Source organism: Arthrobacter nitrophenolicus (genome assembly GCF_045833485.1).
Lineage (GTDB): Bacteria > Actinomycetota > Actinomycetes > Actinomycetales > Micrococcaceae > Arthrobacter > Arthrobacter nitrophenolicus.
Map to the genome: position 1 here is coordinate 2,592,439 of NZ_CP174504.1, position 15,623 is coordinate 2,608,061.

Consider the following 15,623-nt stretch of genomic DNA (forward strand, 5'->3'; position numbering starts at 1 on the left):
ACCATTATTCCGCCCCATACACTGAAGCCATGACCATTGGCCGGCACAGCGCTGTTGAACTTGACCCTTCGTTGGACGACCACCAGCTGGCGGCAGCCCTGGTGCGGGAGGCCGGGCAGCTGGCACTCCTGATGCGGATGGCCGGGCTGCAGTCCCAGCAGAAGACATCCATTTCCGACGTTGTGACGGCCGCGGACCACGCCGCCGAGGCCTACGTGCTGGAGCAGCTGCAGCGCTGCCGGCCGGAGGACGGAATCCTGGGTGAAGAGGGCGCATCCGTGCAGGGCAGCAGCGGGCGGACCTGGGTCATCGACCCCGTGGACGGCACCTACAACTTCCTGCACGGCTCCACGTACTGGTGCTCCGCCATTGCCCTGAAGGACGAAACCGACGTGCTGCTCGGGGCCATCTACCAGCCGGAGGAGGACAAGCTCTGGCTGGGCGGGCGCTCGCACCCGGCCACCCTCAACGGGGAACCGCTCACGGTCTTCCACGACAACCGCGGCCAACGCAACGGAACTGCCGTCGCCGAACTGGGCGCCGCCACCTACATCCATCCCCGCTGGCTGATGGACCCGATGTGCGCCATGCCGTGGCACGCCGCCGCAACCTCCGCGGCAACCCTGCGCATGCTGGGTTCGGGCTCCTGCGACCTGGGCAGGGTGGCGGACGGGCAGCTGGGCTGCTGGTTCCAGCACAGCTGCCCGGAATGGGACTGGCTGCCGGGCAAGGCCATCGTCCGCGCCGCCGGTGGCGCCGTGGACACCGTCCGGGTCAACGGCCTGGAATGGTTCATGGCAGGAGGCACGACGGCGGTGCGGGAGTTGCGTGCGGCCCTCGAGTCGGCCTCGGTGGCCTAAGCCGGGGAGACGGGGCAATGCCGGCAGATTCCGTGGCGTAATCCACAGGCCGGAAGTGGGTGTCGGTCCCACCGCCTAGACTTGTAGGCACCATGGATATGTTGTTTGACCCGTACTCTGACGGACCGTTCAAGGCCGCTCCCGCAGCTGCTGCCCGCACCAAGGCGCACCCGGACGGCCTCGCCACGGCGGCCGGTCCAGGTGGCAGCGTTCCCGCCGGGGACCCTGCCGGAATCCATGAAGCAGGCGGCGGGCACCCGGGTGCCGGGCCGGACCGGCAGCACCATGGCAGGCCCCGGCTCGATGCCGCCAAGCTCCTGGAAGGGCTCAATCCGCAGCAGGAGGAAGCGGTCAAGCACGCCGGTTCCGCGCTGCTGATCGTGGCCGGTGCGGGTTCCGGCAAGACCCGCGTCCTCAGCAACCGGATTGCCTACCTGATTGCCACGGGCCGTGCCCACCATGGCGAAATCCTGGCCATCACCTTCACCAACAAGGCCGCCGCGGAAATGCGGGAGCGCGTCGAGGCGCTGGTGGGTGGCCGCGCCAAGATCATGTGGATTTCGACCTTCCACTCGTCCTGTGTGCGGATCCTGCGCCAGGAGGCTGCCAATGTGGGCCTGAAATCAAACTTCTCCATCTACGATTCAGCGGATTCCCTGCGGCTGGTCACCCAGGTGTCCAAGGCCCTGGACCTGGACCCCAAGAAGTTCGCCCCCAAAGCCATCCAGCACAAGATCTCGGCGCTGAAGAACGAGCTCATCGACGCCGATTCCTACGCCTCGGCCGCGAACTACAACGATCCCTTCGAGCAGGCCGTTGCCGAGGTCTACAAGGGCTACACGCAGCGGCTCCGCCAGGCCAACGCCATGGACTTTGACGACCTCATCGCCGAGACCGTCTTCATGTTCCGCGCGTTCCCGGCGCTCGCCGAGTCCTACCGCCGCCGGTTCCGGCACGTCCTGGTGGACGAGTACCAGGACACCAACCATGCTCAGTACGCGCTGGTGCGCGAGATCGTGGGGGAGGGGCCCGGGGCGTCGGAGCTCACCGTGGTGGGCGACTCGGACCAATCCATCTACGCCTTCCGTGGTGCGGACATCCGCAACATCGTCGAATTCGAGAAGGACTATCCCGAGGCCCGCACCATCAAACTGGAGCAGAACTACCGCTCCACGCAGAACATCCTCAGTGCGGCCAACTCGGTCATCTCCCGCAACCCCAACCGCCCCGAGAAGCGGCTGTGGACCGCGGAAGGGGAAGGCCACAAAATCATCGGGTATGTGGGCGAGAACGAGCACGACGAAGCCCAGTTCATCGCCAAGGAGATCGACCGGCTCCAGGACGAGGACAACCTGCGCCCGGGCGACGTCGCCATCTTCTACCGGACCAATGCACAGTCCCGGTCCATCGAGGACGTCCTGGTCCGGGTGGGCCTGCCCTACAAGGTAGTGGGCGGCACGCGCTTCTACGAGCGGAAGGAAATCAAGGACGCCCTCGCGTACCTCCGGGTCCTGGTCAACCCCGACGACGACGTCAACCTCCGCAGGGTCCTCAACGAACCCAAGCGGGGGATCGGCGACCGCGCCGAAGGCGCCGTCGCCGCCCTTGCCCAGCGTGAGCGGATTTCGTTCATGGCCGCAGCCCGCCGTGCCGAACAGGCCCCGGCCATGGCCACCCGCTCCGTCAACGCCGTCCTTGGCTTCGTGAAGCTGCTGGACGACCTCGCCGAGGTGGCTTCCGGGTCCGGCGCGGCCGCCGCACTTGAAGCGGTCCTGGAGCAGACCGGCTACCTGGCGGCACTGCGGGCAAGCACCGATCCCCAGGACGAGTCCCGGGTGGAGAACCTGGCCGAACTCGTCGCCGTCGTCCGTGAATATGAGCGTGACAACCCGGAAGGGACGCTGGAGGCGTTCCTGGAGCAGGTGTCCCTGGTGGCCGACGCGGACCAGATCCCGGACGCCCCGGGCGCCGACATCGACTCCGCGGTGGCCGAAGCCAAGCGGCTGGGCGTCGTCACCCTGATGACTCTCCACACTGCCAAGGGCCTCGAATTCCCCGTGGTGTTCCTGACCGGCATGGAGCACGGGCTGTTCCCGCACCAGCGCTCCGCCACGGACCCCAAGGAACTGGCCGAAGAACGCCGGCTGGCCTACGTGGGGCTCACCCGCGCCAGGAAACGGCTCTACGTCACCCGGTCCGAGGTCCGGAGTATGTGGGGACAGAGCCAGTACAACCCCGCCAGCCAGTTCCTCGAGGAAATCCCCGCCGAGCTTCTGGAGTGGAAGCGGGAAGGCACCAGCAGGCAAGCGGCCTGGAGCGGCGGCGGGTCTATCGGCTCGGGCAAGTACAGCGGATCGTTCTGGGGTGCGGGCACCTCCCGCGGAGCCAATGCCGACCCCTCGGCCGGGTTCAACGCCGACGTCCCCGCAGTCATCGCCCGGAACCGGGTGCAGCCGCAAAAGGAAATCATCGCCGTCAGCGTGGGGGACAAAGTCAACCACACAAGCTTCGGCAACGGGACCGTCCTGGCCCTGGAGGGGGCCGGGGACAAGACCGTGGCCAAGGTGAAATTCGACGGCGGCGAGAAGCGCCTCCTGCTTCGCTACGCGCCGCTGACCAAACTGGACGCCTAAGAGCCCTGCCAAAACCTGATGCAAGCTCGGTGCTTAGGCGCGCCAGAAAAGACCTTCCGACTTAAGGTGGCCCCGCCGTCGTGGGCCACTTTGGGCGGCGAAATTCGCAAAACGGGCCCGGACTGCGGCGTGTCCGTGTCGAAGTGCCCCAGTAGGGCGCGGGCTGGGGAAGATGACTTCGGGCAGCGCCACTGGCGGGCATAATGGAGCGCATGCGACGGACTGTTTGGGGGATGCTCGCCGCCCTTTTCCTGGCCACTGCCACCGGGTGCACTGTCACCACTGAGGATCCCGGCTACGTGCCGCCGCCCCCGCCCGCGCCGATGGACCAGCTGGAACAGGCCGCCCTGGCCAGCCCCCAGGATTTCTCGAACGGTGAGGACACCCTCTCGTTCATCACCGAAGACCGCACTGTGGCCTGCTCCCTCACGTCCGCCCGCGGGGAGCACATCAACCTCCCGTACGAAACAAACGGCTACAGCGATTCAGCAAACAACAGGCTTGCCATCGTCCCGGTTGCGCACTGCGAACTGGCAACCTACCCCAAGCCCGACGCGGACGACGTCAGGGACGACTGTGCCGGAACCGGGCTGGGCTACCTGGGCGGGGTCGCGCTGCTCACTCCGGACAAGGCCTGGTACGGGGAGTGCCGGTCCGGCGTCACACAAATGGAGGCAACCTACGGGCCCAACGGTAGCCGCACAGGTCCGCTGGCCCAGCTGCCGGTCCTGGCCGAGGGGCAGAACCTGGAACGCAACGGGCTGCGGTGTTCGGCCTACAACGGCGGCGTGGCATGCGGAAACGTCTCTGCCGGCGTCGGATTCTTCGTGTCAACCGAGCGTTACGAACTGATTCCCGGACCCGGTGAAGAGGCCTCCCCGGCGCCTTCCGAGGGCTCAAAAACCCCGTAAATCCGCGGTTTTTCTACGCCTCATAGAATAGTGTCCTTACTCACATAAGCGGTAGTCTGGGACGGGCCGGTCCCCATAAAGGACTAGAGTTCCCAGAGGAGCATTACGCCGCGTGGCTCGTTTCCAGACAGGCCGCCGGTGCGTGCAATCCGCAGCCCGGTCATCGTCTATCGATGGTGTCCGGCTGTATAGAAACTACTTCGACGTAGAAGGACACTAAACCGTGGACCTGTTTGAATACCAGGCGCGCGATATGTTCGAGGCGCACGGTGTACCCGTGCTGGCCGGCATCGTGGCGTACACCCCAGAAGAAGCAAAGGCAGCTGCCGAAAAGATTGGCGGCGTCACCGTCGTCAAGGCACAGGTCAAGATCGGCGGCCGCGGCAAGGCCGGCGGCGTGAAGGTCGCAAAGTCCGCTGACGAGGCACTTGAGCACGCCACCAACATCCTGGGCATGGACATCAAGGGCCACACCGTCAAAAAGGTGATGATTGCCCAGGGTGCGGACATCGCCGAAGAGTTCTACTTCTCCGTCCTGCTGGACCGGGCCAACCGCAACTACCTGGCCATGTGCTCGGTTGAAGGCGGCATGGAAATCGAGCAGCTCGCCGTCGAACGCCCGGAGGCGCTGGCCAAGGTCGCCATCGACCCCGCCGTCGGCATCGACCAGGCCAAGGCGGACGAGATCGTCGCCACGGCAGGCTTCGCTGAGGAACTGCGCGGCAAGGTGGCCGACGTCATCCTCAAGCTCTGGGACGTCTTCAAGAAGGAAGACGCAACCCTGGTGGAGGTCAACCCGCTCGTCCGCACCGGCGCCGGCGAGATCATCGCCCTTGACGGCAAGGTCTCCCTCGACGAAAACGCGGAGTTCCGCCACGCCAAGCACGCGCTGCTTGAGGACAAAGACGCTGCCGATCCCCTTGAGGCCAAGGCAAAGGCGCAGGACCTCAACTACGTCAAGCTCGACGGCGAAGTCGGCATCATCGGCAACGGCGCCGGCCTTGTAATGTCCACCCTTGACGTCGTTGCCTACGCCGGTGAAAACCACGGCAACGTCAAGCCCGCAAACTTCCTGGACATCGGCGGTGGAGCCTCCGCCGAGGTCATGGCTGCCGGCCTGGACGTCATCCTCGGTGACGAGCAGGTCAAGTCCGTGTTCGTTAACGTCTTCGGCGGCATCACCGCCTGCGACGCCGTCGCCAAGGGCATTGTCGGTGCACTGGCCGAGCTGGGCCACACCGCGAACAAGCCGCTGGTAGTCCGCCTTGACGGCAACAACGTCGAGGAAGGCCGCCGCATCCTGAACGAGGCCAACCACCCGCTGGTTACCCTGGCCGCCACCATGGACGAGGGCGCCGACAAGGCCGCCGAGCTCGCCAACGCAGCTAAGTAAAGGGACGCACCATGTCTATCTATCTGAACAAGGACTCCAAGGTCATCGTCCAGGGCATCACCGGCGGCGAAGGCACCAAGCACACCGCCCTGATGCTGAAGGCCGGAACCAACATTGTTGGCGGCGTCAACGCCCGCAAGGCCGGCACCACGGTCCTGCACGGCGACCAGGAAATCAACGTCTACGGCACCGTCAAGGAAGCCATGGCGGAAACCGGCGCCGACGTCTCCATCGTCTTCGTTCCGCCGGCATTCACCAAGAACGCTGTTGTTGAAGCTATCGAAGCAGGCATCGGCCTGGTAGTGGTCATCACCGAAGGCGTGCCGGTCCAGGACTCCGCCGAATTCTGGGCCCTGGCCCAGTCCAAGGTGGACGCCGACGGCAACCAGGTCACCCGCATCATCGGACCGAACTGCCCCGGCATCATCACCCCGGGCGAGGCGCTGGTGGGCATCACCCCCGCCAACATCACGGGCAAGGGCCCCATCGGACTGGTTTCCAAGTCCGGCACCCTGACCTACCAGATGATGTACGAACTGCGCGACCTCGGCTTCTCCACCGCCATCGGCATCGGGGGCGACCCCATCATCGGCACCACGCACATCGATGCGCTGGCCGCATTCGAGGCTGACCCCGAGACCAAGGCAATCGTCATGATCGGCGAGATCGGTGGCGACGCCGAAGAGCGTGCCGCCGACTTCATCAAGGCCAACGTCACCAAGCCGGTTGTCGGCTACGTGGCAGGCTTCACCGCGCCGGAAGGCAAGACCATGGGCCACGCCGGTGCCATCGTCTCCGGTTCCGCCGGTACCGCCCAGGCCAAGAAGGAAGCCCTGGAGGCCGCAGGCGTGAAGGTCGGCAAGACGCCGTCCGAGACCGCCAAGCTGCTGCGCGAGGTTTACGCAGCCCTCTAATAGATCCAGATATCGACGCGGGGTCACTCCCGGCCCAATATTCTCCTTGGGATGGGCCGGAAGTGACCCCGCGTTTGTTTTAAGTACGACGACGTCCGGCGCCTTGGCGGTTTCAAGGGGTCGTTGCAACACCTGCTGGTTAGGTGGTTAGTAGTAAATCACGTAAACGCTCGGCTGGAGTTTTCCAGCCGAGCGTTTTGCGTGGGCGGCCGTTGAGTTCCTGGGCGACGTGTTCGAGGTCCTCGGGTCCGAAGACAGACAGATCGGTGCCTTTGGGGAAGTACTGGCGCAGCAGGCCGTTGGTGTTCTCGTTCGAGCCGCGTTGCCACGGGCTTGCGGGGTCGCAGAAGTAGACCTGCATGTCGGTGGCGAGAGTGAAGGATTTGTGGGCAGCCATTTCCGATCCCTGGTCCCAGGTCAGGGATCCCCGAAGGTGCGCCGGAAGGGTGGCCATGGTTTTGATGAGGCCGTCACGGACGGTTGAGGCAGAGTGGTCCTTTGGCAGGTGGACGAGCATTAGGTAACGGGTGGTGCGCTCGACCAGGGTCGCGATCGCGGACTGGTTGTGGGCGCCAGTGATGAGGTCCCCCTCCCAATGCCCCGGTATGGCGCGGTCCTCGATCTCGGGCGGACGTTCGGAAATCATGATCATGGGGTCGGTGAACCTGGGAGTGCGCTGATCAGCGGTGGCATGGGGTTTTCGCCGGGTCCGGCCGGTCCGCAGAGCTGCTTGCACCTCACGTTTAAGTCCGCCTCTGGCTTGGAGGTAGAGGGCCTGGTAAATCGTCTCTGGGCTCACGCGCATCTCCGGGTTGTCGGGGAACTCTTCGACCAGCGTGTGGCTGATCTGTTCCGGAGACCAGCGTAGGAGCAGCTTGTCCTTCACGTACTTACGCAGGTCCGACTCGCCCGCGAGTTTGGCTGTCTTGGGCCGGGCCCGCCGGGCAGTTGCCTTCCGATGTGCACCGTGGGGAAGGTAGCCCATCCGCGGATCGGTGTTTCGGGCCAACTCGCGGCTGACTGTTGAGGGCGATCTGCCGAGGGCGTGGGCGATCGCCCGCACCGAGGATCCGGCGGCCTGCAGGTCCCGGATAAGTTCCCGTTCCTTGACGTTGAGGTACCGCGGGTGGATAGGTTTCTCCAGCGCGGCCACCGGGACCTGGACCGTTTCTGTTGTGCCGGCGGCAGAGGTCATAGTGATCACACCACGTTTGTAGTCGACCACCCGGCCATCCGGATAAATGCGTCGTCCGCCGGACTTCCGGATTCCCTGGTCCCACTCCTCAGCGGTCCGTAAATGAATACCAACTGCCGCGGCAGCTTTCCGTCGGCTCACGCCGGCGTTGCGCAGCCGGGAGAACTCGTCCCTTCCAGGGTGTGGACCTGTCCCCGGCTTTCCCTGACCCTTCAGCCCGGCTTTCCGCACCCACGCGGCGCACGTATTGGGATTCAGCCCGAGTTCCTTTGCAGCCTCCGTGGTGCTCTTAAGACGGTCGAACACGGCGAAGAACTGCTCTTTCTGCCTAGCCGTGTACTTCCGGTGCACCGACTGCTTCCGTACTTTGCCCCGGGGCAAACCAGCCTTGCGGATCCATTGGTGACAGGTCATCACATTGAAACCGAGTTCCCTCGCGGCGGCACTGACATTTTGAACCCGATCGAGGGCCGCAAAGAACTGATCCTTCTGCTCCTGCGAATATCTCCGCCGCCCAGCGGGCTTCTCCCTTAAAGACGACACGGTCGTTGCAACTCCCAAAAATTCTGGGTGTTGCAACGACCGCTAGAACCCGCCCTTCTCCACGGAAGGCGCCGGACGTCGTCGTACTTCTGCTTGCTAAACCTTGGCGCTGCTCAGCAGTTCGTCGAGCCGCTCGTAGCCCTCGCTCAGGCCGCCCTCCATGCCGGACTGGGCCATCCCGTCCCGGGCTTCCTGGCTGGGGTAGACCGAGTGTCCGCGCAGCCGCGTCCGGCCGTTGCCCAGGTCCTCGAACGTCATGAATTCCAGGCTCACGACGTCTGGGTAGCCGCCGAACTCGAAGGTCTGGATGGCGAATTCGTTCTCGCGCACCGTATGGAAGATGCCCTTGAACTCGTAGGGGACACCTTCCGGTCCCGTGTGCAGGTAGCTGTAGCTGCCTCCGGTCCGGAAGTCGTAGTGGTCGATGTCCATCTTGTAGCCCCGCGGGCCGAGCCACTGCACAATCAGGTCCGGCTCCTTGTGGGCCCGGAACACGTCCGCGACGGGGAAATCGAACTCGCGCTCGTAGTCGATGAAGGGGACGCCTTCGGGGACGGAGAGCTTCAGTGCGTTGGTCATTTCTTGTCCTTTGCCTTGGCGCCGTCATGCCCGGCGCTGGATTGAAGCACGGCATCCAGGCTGCGGAACTGCCCCTCGCGGACCAGCCTGTACTGGTCGATCCAGGCGGTGAGCGCCTCCAGCCGTGCGGGATTCAGGTGGACGGGCCTGCGCTGGGCGTCCCTGGTGCGGGTGACAAGCTGCGCCTGCTCGAGGACCTGGATGTGCTTCGAAACTGCCTGTTTGGAAATTTCGAATGGTTCCGCCAGTTCATTCACGGTGGCCGGGCCCCGGCTGAGCCGGGCAATGATGCTCCGCCGGACAGGATCGGCCAGGGCCATAAAGGCCGAGTCCAATGCCATGTTGTCGGAGTCCATAGCGGCTTTCTAATCAACTAACTGCTTTATCAACCTATTGGTTGTTTAAGACTACGCCTGGCGGTTCGTGGATTCAATACCCAACCCGTCGATTTCTGGGGGATCCTTGTTCCATCTTCCACAGCTTTGTTAGTATGTCAGGACAAATAAATGAAGGAGATCAACGTGCCTCTTGTCCGCATTGACGTCAATGAAGGGCGCACCGCCGCGGAACTGCAGACGCTCAGTCGCGGAATCCACGACGCCATCCTGGCAGAGTATGGAATTCCGGAGCGGGACTACTTTCACATCCTGACCGAGCATCCGCAGGGGCAGATCTTCGCCCAGGATGCCGGCCTCGGGTTCGAGCGCACCAGGGGAGTGGTCATGATCCAGATCTTCACCCAAGGCGGCCGCTCCCAGGAGGCCAAGCAGCGGCTCTTCGCGGCGGTGGCAGAAAAGCTGGCCGGCGTGGGCGTTTCCGGCGAGGACGTCTTTATCGGGTATGTCGAAAATACTGCCGGCGACTGGTCGTTCGGCTTCGGGCGGGCGCAATACGTCACGGGCGAGCTGGCGGTTCCGAAGAAATGCGGCCCCGCCGGAAGAACCAAATAACGCTTGTTGTAAGTATGTCAGTACAAACTTTTGACAGGACATTGGTTTTGGGGCAAAGTATTGCCATGTGGTCTCCACCACGGCATCCCAGCCCCGGAGTTCGTGTCCTGTCGAGGACAAGAGTTCCACACCAGAAAGGTCCGCGATTACCGTGACCCACGAGCTTCTCACGATCGGGCGCATCAGCGTTGATATCTACCCGAACGATATCGGGGTGGACCTGGAGGACGTCACGTCCTTCGGGAAATACCTTGGCGGTTCACCGGCGAACGTGGCTGTCGCCGCTGCCCGGCACGGCCGCCGCACCGGAGTCATCACCCGCACGGGTGATGATCCCTTCGGCACGTACCTGCACCGTGAACTTGCAAAGTTCGGCGTGGACGATTCGTTTGTCTCCCCGGTGCAGGCACTCCAGACGGCGGTCACGTTCTGCGCAATCAAACCCGCTACGGACGAGTTCCCGCTGTACTTTTATGGCCGTTTCCCAACAGCTCCGGACCTGCAGATCAAGGCCGAGGAGTTGGACCTGGACGCCATCCGCGAAGCCGGAATTTTCTGGTCCACAGTGACGGGCCTCTGCCAGGAACCCAGCCGCAGCGCGCATATTGCCGCGCACGAGGCGCGCCCGCGGACCGGCCTGGCTGAAGGCCAGTTCACCGTCCTGGACCTGGACTACCGGCCGATGTTCTGGGCGTCAGAGGAAGAGGCCCGCGCCGAGGTCGCCAACGTCCTGCCGCACGTCACGGTGGCCATCGGCAACGATAAGGAATGCGCGGTTGCCGTTGGTGAGGGCACTCCGGACGAGCAGGCGGACCGCTTGTTGGCCGCCGGCGTCGAGATCGCTGTCGTCAAACTCGGAGCCGAGGGCGTGATGGCAAAGACACGCAGCGAACGGGTGGTGTCCGCCCCGGTTCCGGTAGAAACCGTCAACGGGCTGGGCGCCGGTGACTCCTTCGGCGGCGCGTTCTGCCACGGTCTCCTGTCCGGCTGGCCGCTGGCCCAGGTCCTGGACTACGCCAACGCCTCGGGTGCCATCGTCGCATCCCGGCTGTCCTGCGCTGATGCCATGCCGACGCCGGACGAGGTCACCTCGCTGCTGGCCGAACGCGGCCGCGCTGTCCCGGGCACGGTTCCCGGTGTTGCCATTCCTGAAGGAGCTTCCCTGTGACCCTCACCCCGATCGCCTCGAACAATGCCGTGGATGATGACCCGCGCCGTTATGAGCACCTGAGCACCATCCGCCTTGAGGATCCGGAAGCCATCGCCCGGGCTGCCACGTCCCGCCGCCGCCACCCCGGGCTGAAGTCCGGCCGGCAGAACTTCATCGTCGCCGCTGACCATCCGGCCCGCGGTGCCCTCGCGGTAGGAAATGATCCGGTAGCGATGGCGGACCGCCGCCAGTTGCTGGACCGCCTGCAGATTGCGCTGGCCAACCCCGCCGTGAACGGTGTCCTGGCGTCCCCGGACATCATGGACGACCTGCTCCTGCTGGGCGCCCTGGACGGAAAACTGGTGTTCGGCTCGATGAACCGGGGTGGCCTCGCCGGCCTGGTCAACGAGTTCGATGACCGCTTCACCGGCCACACAGCGGCCGCCCTGGAAGCGCTTGGTGCTGACGGCGGAAAGATGCTGACCCGTATCTGCCTGGGAGATCCGGACACCGTGGTGACGCTGGAGGCTACCGCCAAGGCCATCGACTCCTTGGCCGAGCGTAAGCTGATCGCCATGGTGGAACCCTTCCTGTCGGTCCGGGAAAACGGCCGCGTCCGCAATGACCTGTCCACCAACGCGGTCATCAAGTCGATCGCCATCGCCGAAGGCCTCGGTTCCACCAGCGCCTACACGTGGATGAAGCTGCCGGTGGTCGCTGACATGGAACGCGTCATGGCCGCCACCACCATGCCCACCGTGCTGCTGGGCGGCGACCCGGAAGGAACCCAGGACGAGGTCTTCTCCAGCTGGCAGGCTGCCCTGGCGCTGCCGGGTGTCCAGGGCCTGACCGTCGGACGCACCCTGCTTTACCCCCAGGACGGGGACGTCGCCGGCGCCGTCGCCACGGCTGCCTCGTTGCTGCACCACACCACAGAAATCCCGGAGAACTAGCCATGGGAACAAAAACAGGAACCCGCAGAATAACGGTGGCCCAGGCCGTCGTCGAATACCTCTCCAAGCAGTACACCGTGGACACGGTCAACGGCGTTGACTACCGGGAGCGGCTGATCCCGGGAACGTTCGGCATCTTCGGGCACGGCAACGTGGCCGGTGTGGGCCAGGCGCTGAAGCAGTACCAGCAGCTTGACCCGACGATCATGCCGTACTACCAGGGCCGGAACGAACAAGCCCAGGTCCACCAGGCCGTCGGGTACGCCCGGCACACGCGCCGCCGGCAGACCTTCGCGATCAGCACCTCGATCGGCCCGGGTTCGTCCAACCTGCTGACCGGTGCTGCGCTGGCCACCACCAACCGGCTGCCGGTGCTGCTGCTGCCCTCCGACACGTTCGCCACCCGCGCCGCTGACCCTGTGCTGCAGCAACTGGAGCAGCCCTACGCGTACGACATCACCGTCAACGACGCGTTCCGTCCGCTGTCGAAGTTCTTCGACCGGGTCAACCGGCCGGAGCAGCTGTTTTCCGCGTTCCACCACGGCCTGCGCGTCCTGACCGACCCGGCCGAAACCGGCGCCGTGACCATCTCGCTGCCGCAGGACGTCCAGGCCGAGGCGTTCGATGTGCCCGATGAGTTCCTGGCCGAGCGGGAATGGCGGATCCGCCGGCCCGACGCCGACGATCAGGATATTGCCCGCGCCGCAGCAGCCATCAGGGCTGCGAAGCGGCCCCTGGTCATCGCGGGCGGCGGCGTCCTGTACGCCTACGCCGCGGATGAGCTTGCCAGGTTCGTGGAGCTGACCGGGATCCCGGTAGGCAACACCCAGGCAGGCGTCGGCGTCCTGCCCTGGGACCACGCCCAGTCCCTCGGCGCGATCGGCTCCACCGGCACGACGGCGGCGAACGCCATCGCCGCCGAAGCGGACCTGGTCATCGGCATCGGCACCCGCTACGAGGACTTCACCACCGCGTCCCGGACCGCGTTCCAGAACCCGGACGTGAAGTTCATCAACATCAACGTCGCCGCGATCGACGCGTACAAGCACGGCACCACGCTGCCGATCGTCGCCGACGCCCGCAAGGCCCTGGCCAAGCTCAACGCAGCCCTGGGCGGCTACCGGGTCGGCGCCGACCTGGAGCAGAAGGTCGCGGCGGAGAAGCAGCGGTGGAACACCACCGTGGACGAGGTGTTCGACACCCGCCACACCCCGCTGCCGGCGCAGAACGAGATCATCGGCGCCACTTCCCGCGCCATGGACGCGAAGGATGTGGTGATCTGTGCAGCGGGGTCACTGCCTGGCGACCTGCACAAGATGTGGCGGGTCCGTGACCCGTTCGGCTACCACGTGGAATACGCATACTCCTGCATGGGCTACGAAATCCCCGGCGGCCTGGGCGTCAAGCGCGCGGCGCTGGCTGAAGCCGCCAACGGCGGAACCCAGCGCGACGTCGTCGTTATGGTGGGGGACGGCTCCTATCTGATGATGCACACCGAACTGGTCACCGCCGTCGCCGAACGGATCAAGCTGATCGTGGTCCTGATCCAGAACCACGGCTACGCCTCCATCGGATCCCTCTCCGAATCCCTGGGATCGCAGCGGTTCGGCACCCAGTACCGCGCGCTGAACCAGGAACAGCACAGCTTCGACGAAGGCGACACCCTGCCGGTGGACCTGGCCCTGAACGCCGAGTCCCTGGGTGTGAAGGTCATCCGCGTGGAGCCGGGGGAGAAGGTCATCGCCGAACTCGAACAGGCGATCCGCGATGCCAAGGCCGCACCCGAGGGCACCGGGCCCATCCTGATCCACGTCGAATCCGACCCGCTGCTGGACGCCCCGTCCTCCGAGTCCTGGTGGGATGTTCCCGTCTCCCAGGTCTCCGAACTGGACTCCACGAAACAGGCCTTCCAGACCTACACCGACCACAAAGCCCGCCAGCGCAAACTGCTCGGCTGACCTCCTTTCCATCACTCAAGGAAGAGCCCCATGACTGCCACCACCACCGAAACCACTGTCATCAACCACTTCATCAACGGCGCCGAAACCGCCGGCGAGGGCGACCGCACTACGAACGTGTACAACCCGGCCACCGGCCAGGTCAGCGCAGAGCTGCGGCTGGCCAACCGTGCCGACCTCGAAACTACGGTCGCTGCTGCCCGCAAGGCCGCCGACATCTGGGGTGATATCTCCCTGGCCAAGCGCACCGCCGTGCTGTTCAAGTTCCGCGAACTCGTCGCCGCCCACGTCGACGACCTCGCCGCGCTGATCACCGCAGAGCACGGCAAGGTCCTCTCCGACGCCAAGGGCGAGATCGGCCGTGGCCTGGAAGTCATCGAGTACGCCTGCGGCATCCCCACCCTGCTCAAGGGCGACTACTCGGACCAGGTCTCCACCGGCATCGACGTCTTCAACTTCCGCGAGCCGCTCGGCGTCGTCGCGGGCATCACGCCGTTCAACTTCCCCGTCATGGTGCCCTTGTGGATGGCCCCGATGGCCATCGCCACCGGCAACGCCTTCATCCTCAAACCCTCCGAACGCGACCCCTCCCCGTCGCTGCTGCTCGCCAGGCTCTGGAAGGAAGCCGGCCTGCCCGACGGCGTGTTCCAGGTCCTGCACGGCGACAAGGAAACCGTCGACGGGCTCCTGACCCACCCGGACGTGGACGGCATCTCCTTCGTCGGCTCCACCCCCATCGCCCAGTACGTCCACGAGACCGCCACCAAGCACGGCAAGCGCGTCCAGGCCCTGGGCGGGGCGAAGAACCACGCCATCGTCCTGCCCGACGCCGACCTGGACAACGCCGCCGACCACCTCGCCGCCGCCGCCTTCGGCTCCGCCGGCGAACGCTGCATGGCCATCTCCGTCGCCGTCGCCGTCGGGGACGCAGCGGACCTGATCGTCAAGAAGGTCGAAGAACGCGCCCTGGCCGTGAAGGTCAACAACGGCACCGCCCCCGACGCCGAAATGGGCCCGGTCATCACCCCCGCCTCCAAGGAGCGCATCGTCCGGATCGTCACCGAAGCCGAAGCCGCCGGCGCGGCCATGGTCGTGGACGGCCGCGACCTCGTGGTCCCCGGCCACGAAGATGGCTTCTGGGTGGGCCCCACCGTCCTCGACCACGTCAAAACCGAAATGACCGCATACACCGAGGAAATCTTCGGCCCCGTCCTGGTCGTCGTCCGCGTCGACACCCTCGAGGACGGCATCGCACTGATCAACGCCAACCCCTACGGCAACGGCACCGCCATCTTCACCTCCTCCGGCGCCGCAGCCCGGAAATTCCAGCGCTCCGTGACCGTGGGAATGATCGGCATCAATGTGCCCCTGCCCGTCCCGGTGGCCTACCACTCCTTCGGCGGCTGGAAAGCCTCCCTCTTCGGCGACAAGCACATCTACGGCCCCGAAGGCGTCTCCTTCTACACCCGCGGCAAGGTCATCACCTCCCGCTGGCCCGAAACCCACCACGCCTCCGGCGCCTCCTACAACTTCCCCTCCAACTAACGGCTTCCGGTGGTTGAGCCTGTCGAAACCCTCCTAAGG

The 15,623-nt window shown here is 65.2% G+C and carries 13 protein-coding genes; 10 read left to right on the top strand and 3 right to left on the bottom strand.

From position 1 onward, the window contains the following. The first annotated feature begins 29 nt into the window (after positions 1-29). From ACJJV6_RS12155 to sucD, 5 genes are all read left to right on the top strand, one after another. Entirely contained in the window at positions 30-860 is an 831-nt protein-coding gene (locus ACJJV6_RS12155) for an inositol monophosphatase family protein (protein ID WP_354177294.1), read from the top strand. 92 nt (positions 861-952) lie between these two features. Next, positions 953-3,493 carry a DNA helicase PcrA gene (pcrA, locus tag ACJJV6_RS12160; protein WP_407709008.1) on the top strand — a complete coding sequence of 847 codons (2,541 nt, stop codon included), beginning with the start codon at positions 953-955 and terminating at the stop codon, positions 3,491-3,493. Positions 3,494-3,696: 203 nt separating this feature from the next. After that, a complete protein-coding gene (locus ACJJV6_RS12165; RefSeq protein ID WP_235046899.1) occupies positions 3,697-4,404 on the top strand; it encodes a hypothetical protein in 708 nt (235 codons plus the stop codon). Positions 4,405-4,627: 223 nt separating this feature from the next. Beyond that, positions 4,628-5,797, top strand: a complete 1,170-nt coding sequence (sucC, locus tag ACJJV6_RS12170; protein ID WP_009358168.1) for an ADP-forming succinate--CoA ligase subunit beta — start codon at positions 4,628-4,630, stop codon at positions 5,795-5,797. An 11-nt stretch (positions 5,798-5,808) separates the two neighbouring features. After that, complete coding sequence (sucD, locus tag ACJJV6_RS12175) at positions 5,809-6,711, top strand: succinate--CoA ligase subunit alpha (RefSeq protein WP_133352068.1); 903 nt, start codon at positions 5,809-5,811, stop codon at positions 6,709-6,711. A gap of 139 nt (positions 6,712-6,850) precedes the next feature. Here the strand turns inward: sucD and ACJJV6_RS12180 are convergent, their stop codons facing one another. From ACJJV6_RS12180 to ACJJV6_RS12190, 3 genes are all read right to left on the bottom strand, one after another. Further along, positions 6,851-7,906, bottom strand: coding sequence for an IS30 family transposase (locus tag ACJJV6_RS12180; RefSeq protein ID WP_152419652.1), 1,056 nt, complete (start codon positions 7,904-7,906; stop codon positions 6,851-6,853). 639 nt (positions 7,907-8,545) lie between these two features. Beyond that, positions 8,546-9,028: an SRPBCC family protein gene (locus ACJJV6_RS12185; RefSeq protein ID WP_009356895.1), complete on the bottom strand. Its 483-nt coding sequence runs from the start codon at positions 9,026-9,028 to the stop codon at positions 8,546-8,548. Continuing rightward, positions 9,025-9,384 (bottom strand): helix-turn-helix transcriptional regulator, encoded by a 360-nt coding sequence (locus ACJJV6_RS12190; protein WP_009356896.1) that lies wholly within the window; start codon positions 9,382-9,384, stop codon positions 9,025-9,027. Before ACJJV6_RS12190 ends, ACJJV6_RS12185 begins: the two co-directional genes overlap by 4 nt. Before the next feature lie 165 nt (positions 9,385-9,549). On the opposite strand from ACJJV6_RS12190, the gene ACJJV6_RS12195 reads away from it, so the two are divergent. The 5 genes from ACJJV6_RS12195 (at position 9,550) to ACJJV6_RS12215 (ending at position 15,584) form a co-directional block, all read left to right on the top strand. Then, positions 9,550-9,978: a tautomerase family protein gene (locus ACJJV6_RS12195; RefSeq protein ID WP_035752050.1), complete on the top strand. Its 429-nt coding sequence runs from the start codon at positions 9,550-9,552 to the stop codon at positions 9,976-9,978. A gap of 151 nt (positions 9,979-10,129) precedes the next feature. Beyond that, entirely contained in the window at positions 10,130-11,146 is a 1,017-nt protein-coding gene (gene iolC, locus ACJJV6_RS12200; RefSeq protein ID WP_009356898.1) for a 5-dehydro-2-deoxygluconokinase, read from the top strand. Continuing rightward, positions 11,143-12,081, top strand: a complete 939-nt coding sequence (locus ACJJV6_RS12205; RefSeq protein ID WP_354176420.1) for a deoxyribose-phosphate aldolase — start codon at positions 11,143-11,145, stop codon at positions 12,079-12,081. Before iolC ends, ACJJV6_RS12205 begins: the two co-directional genes overlap by 4 nt. 2 nt (positions 12,082-12,083) lie before the next feature. Continuing rightward, complete coding sequence (gene iolD / locus ACJJV6_RS12210; RefSeq protein ID WP_200859130.1) at positions 12,084-14,039, top strand: 3D-(3,5/4)-trihydroxycyclohexane-1,2-dione acylhydrolase (decyclizing); 1,956 nt, start codon at positions 12,084-12,086, stop codon at positions 14,037-14,039. A 30-nt stretch (positions 14,040-14,069) separates the two neighbouring features. Then, positions 14,070-15,584, top strand: a complete 1,515-nt coding sequence (locus ACJJV6_RS12215; protein ID WP_354176418.1) for a CoA-acylating methylmalonate-semialdehyde dehydrogenase — start codon at positions 14,070-14,072, stop codon at positions 15,582-15,584. Positions 15,585-15,623 lie beyond the last annotated feature (39 nt).

What these genes read in the sequence shown, in the direction of transcription:
- ACJJV6_RS12155 (WP_354177294.1), top strand. Translation starts at nt 30, where the DNA reads ATGACCATTGGCCGGCACAGCGCTGTTGAACTTGACCCTTCGTTGGAC.
- pcrA (WP_407709008.1), top strand. Translation starts at nt 953, where the DNA reads ATGGATATGTTGTTTGACCCGTACTCTGACGGACCGTTCAAGGCCGCT.
- ACJJV6_RS12165 (WP_235046899.1), top strand. Translation starts at nt 3,697, where the DNA reads ATGGAGCGCATGCGACGGACTGTTTGGGGGATGCTCGCCGCCCTTTTC.
- sucD (WP_133352068.1), top strand. Translation starts at nt 5,809, where the DNA reads ATGTCTATCTATCTGAACAAGGACTCCAAGGTCATCGTCCAGGGCATC.
- ACJJV6_RS12180 (WP_152419652.1), bottom strand. Translation starts at nt 7,906, where the DNA reads ATGACCTCTGCCGCCGGCACAACAGAAACGGTCCAGGTCCCGGTGGCC.
- ACJJV6_RS12185 (WP_009356895.1), bottom strand. Translation starts at nt 9,028, where the DNA reads ATGACCAACGCACTGAAGCTCTCCGTCCCCGAAGGCGTCCCCTTCATC.
- ACJJV6_RS12190 (WP_009356896.1), bottom strand. Translation starts at nt 9,384, where the DNA reads ATGGACTCCGACAACATGGCATTGGACTCGGCCTTTATGGCCCTGGCC.
- iolD (WP_200859130.1), top strand. Translation starts at nt 12,084, where the DNA reads ATGGGAACAAAAACAGGAACCCGCAGAATAACGGTGGCCCAGGCCGTC.
- ACJJV6_RS12215 (WP_354176418.1), top strand. Translation starts at nt 14,070, where the DNA reads ATGACTGCCACCACCACCGAAACCACTGTCATCAACCACTTCATCAAC.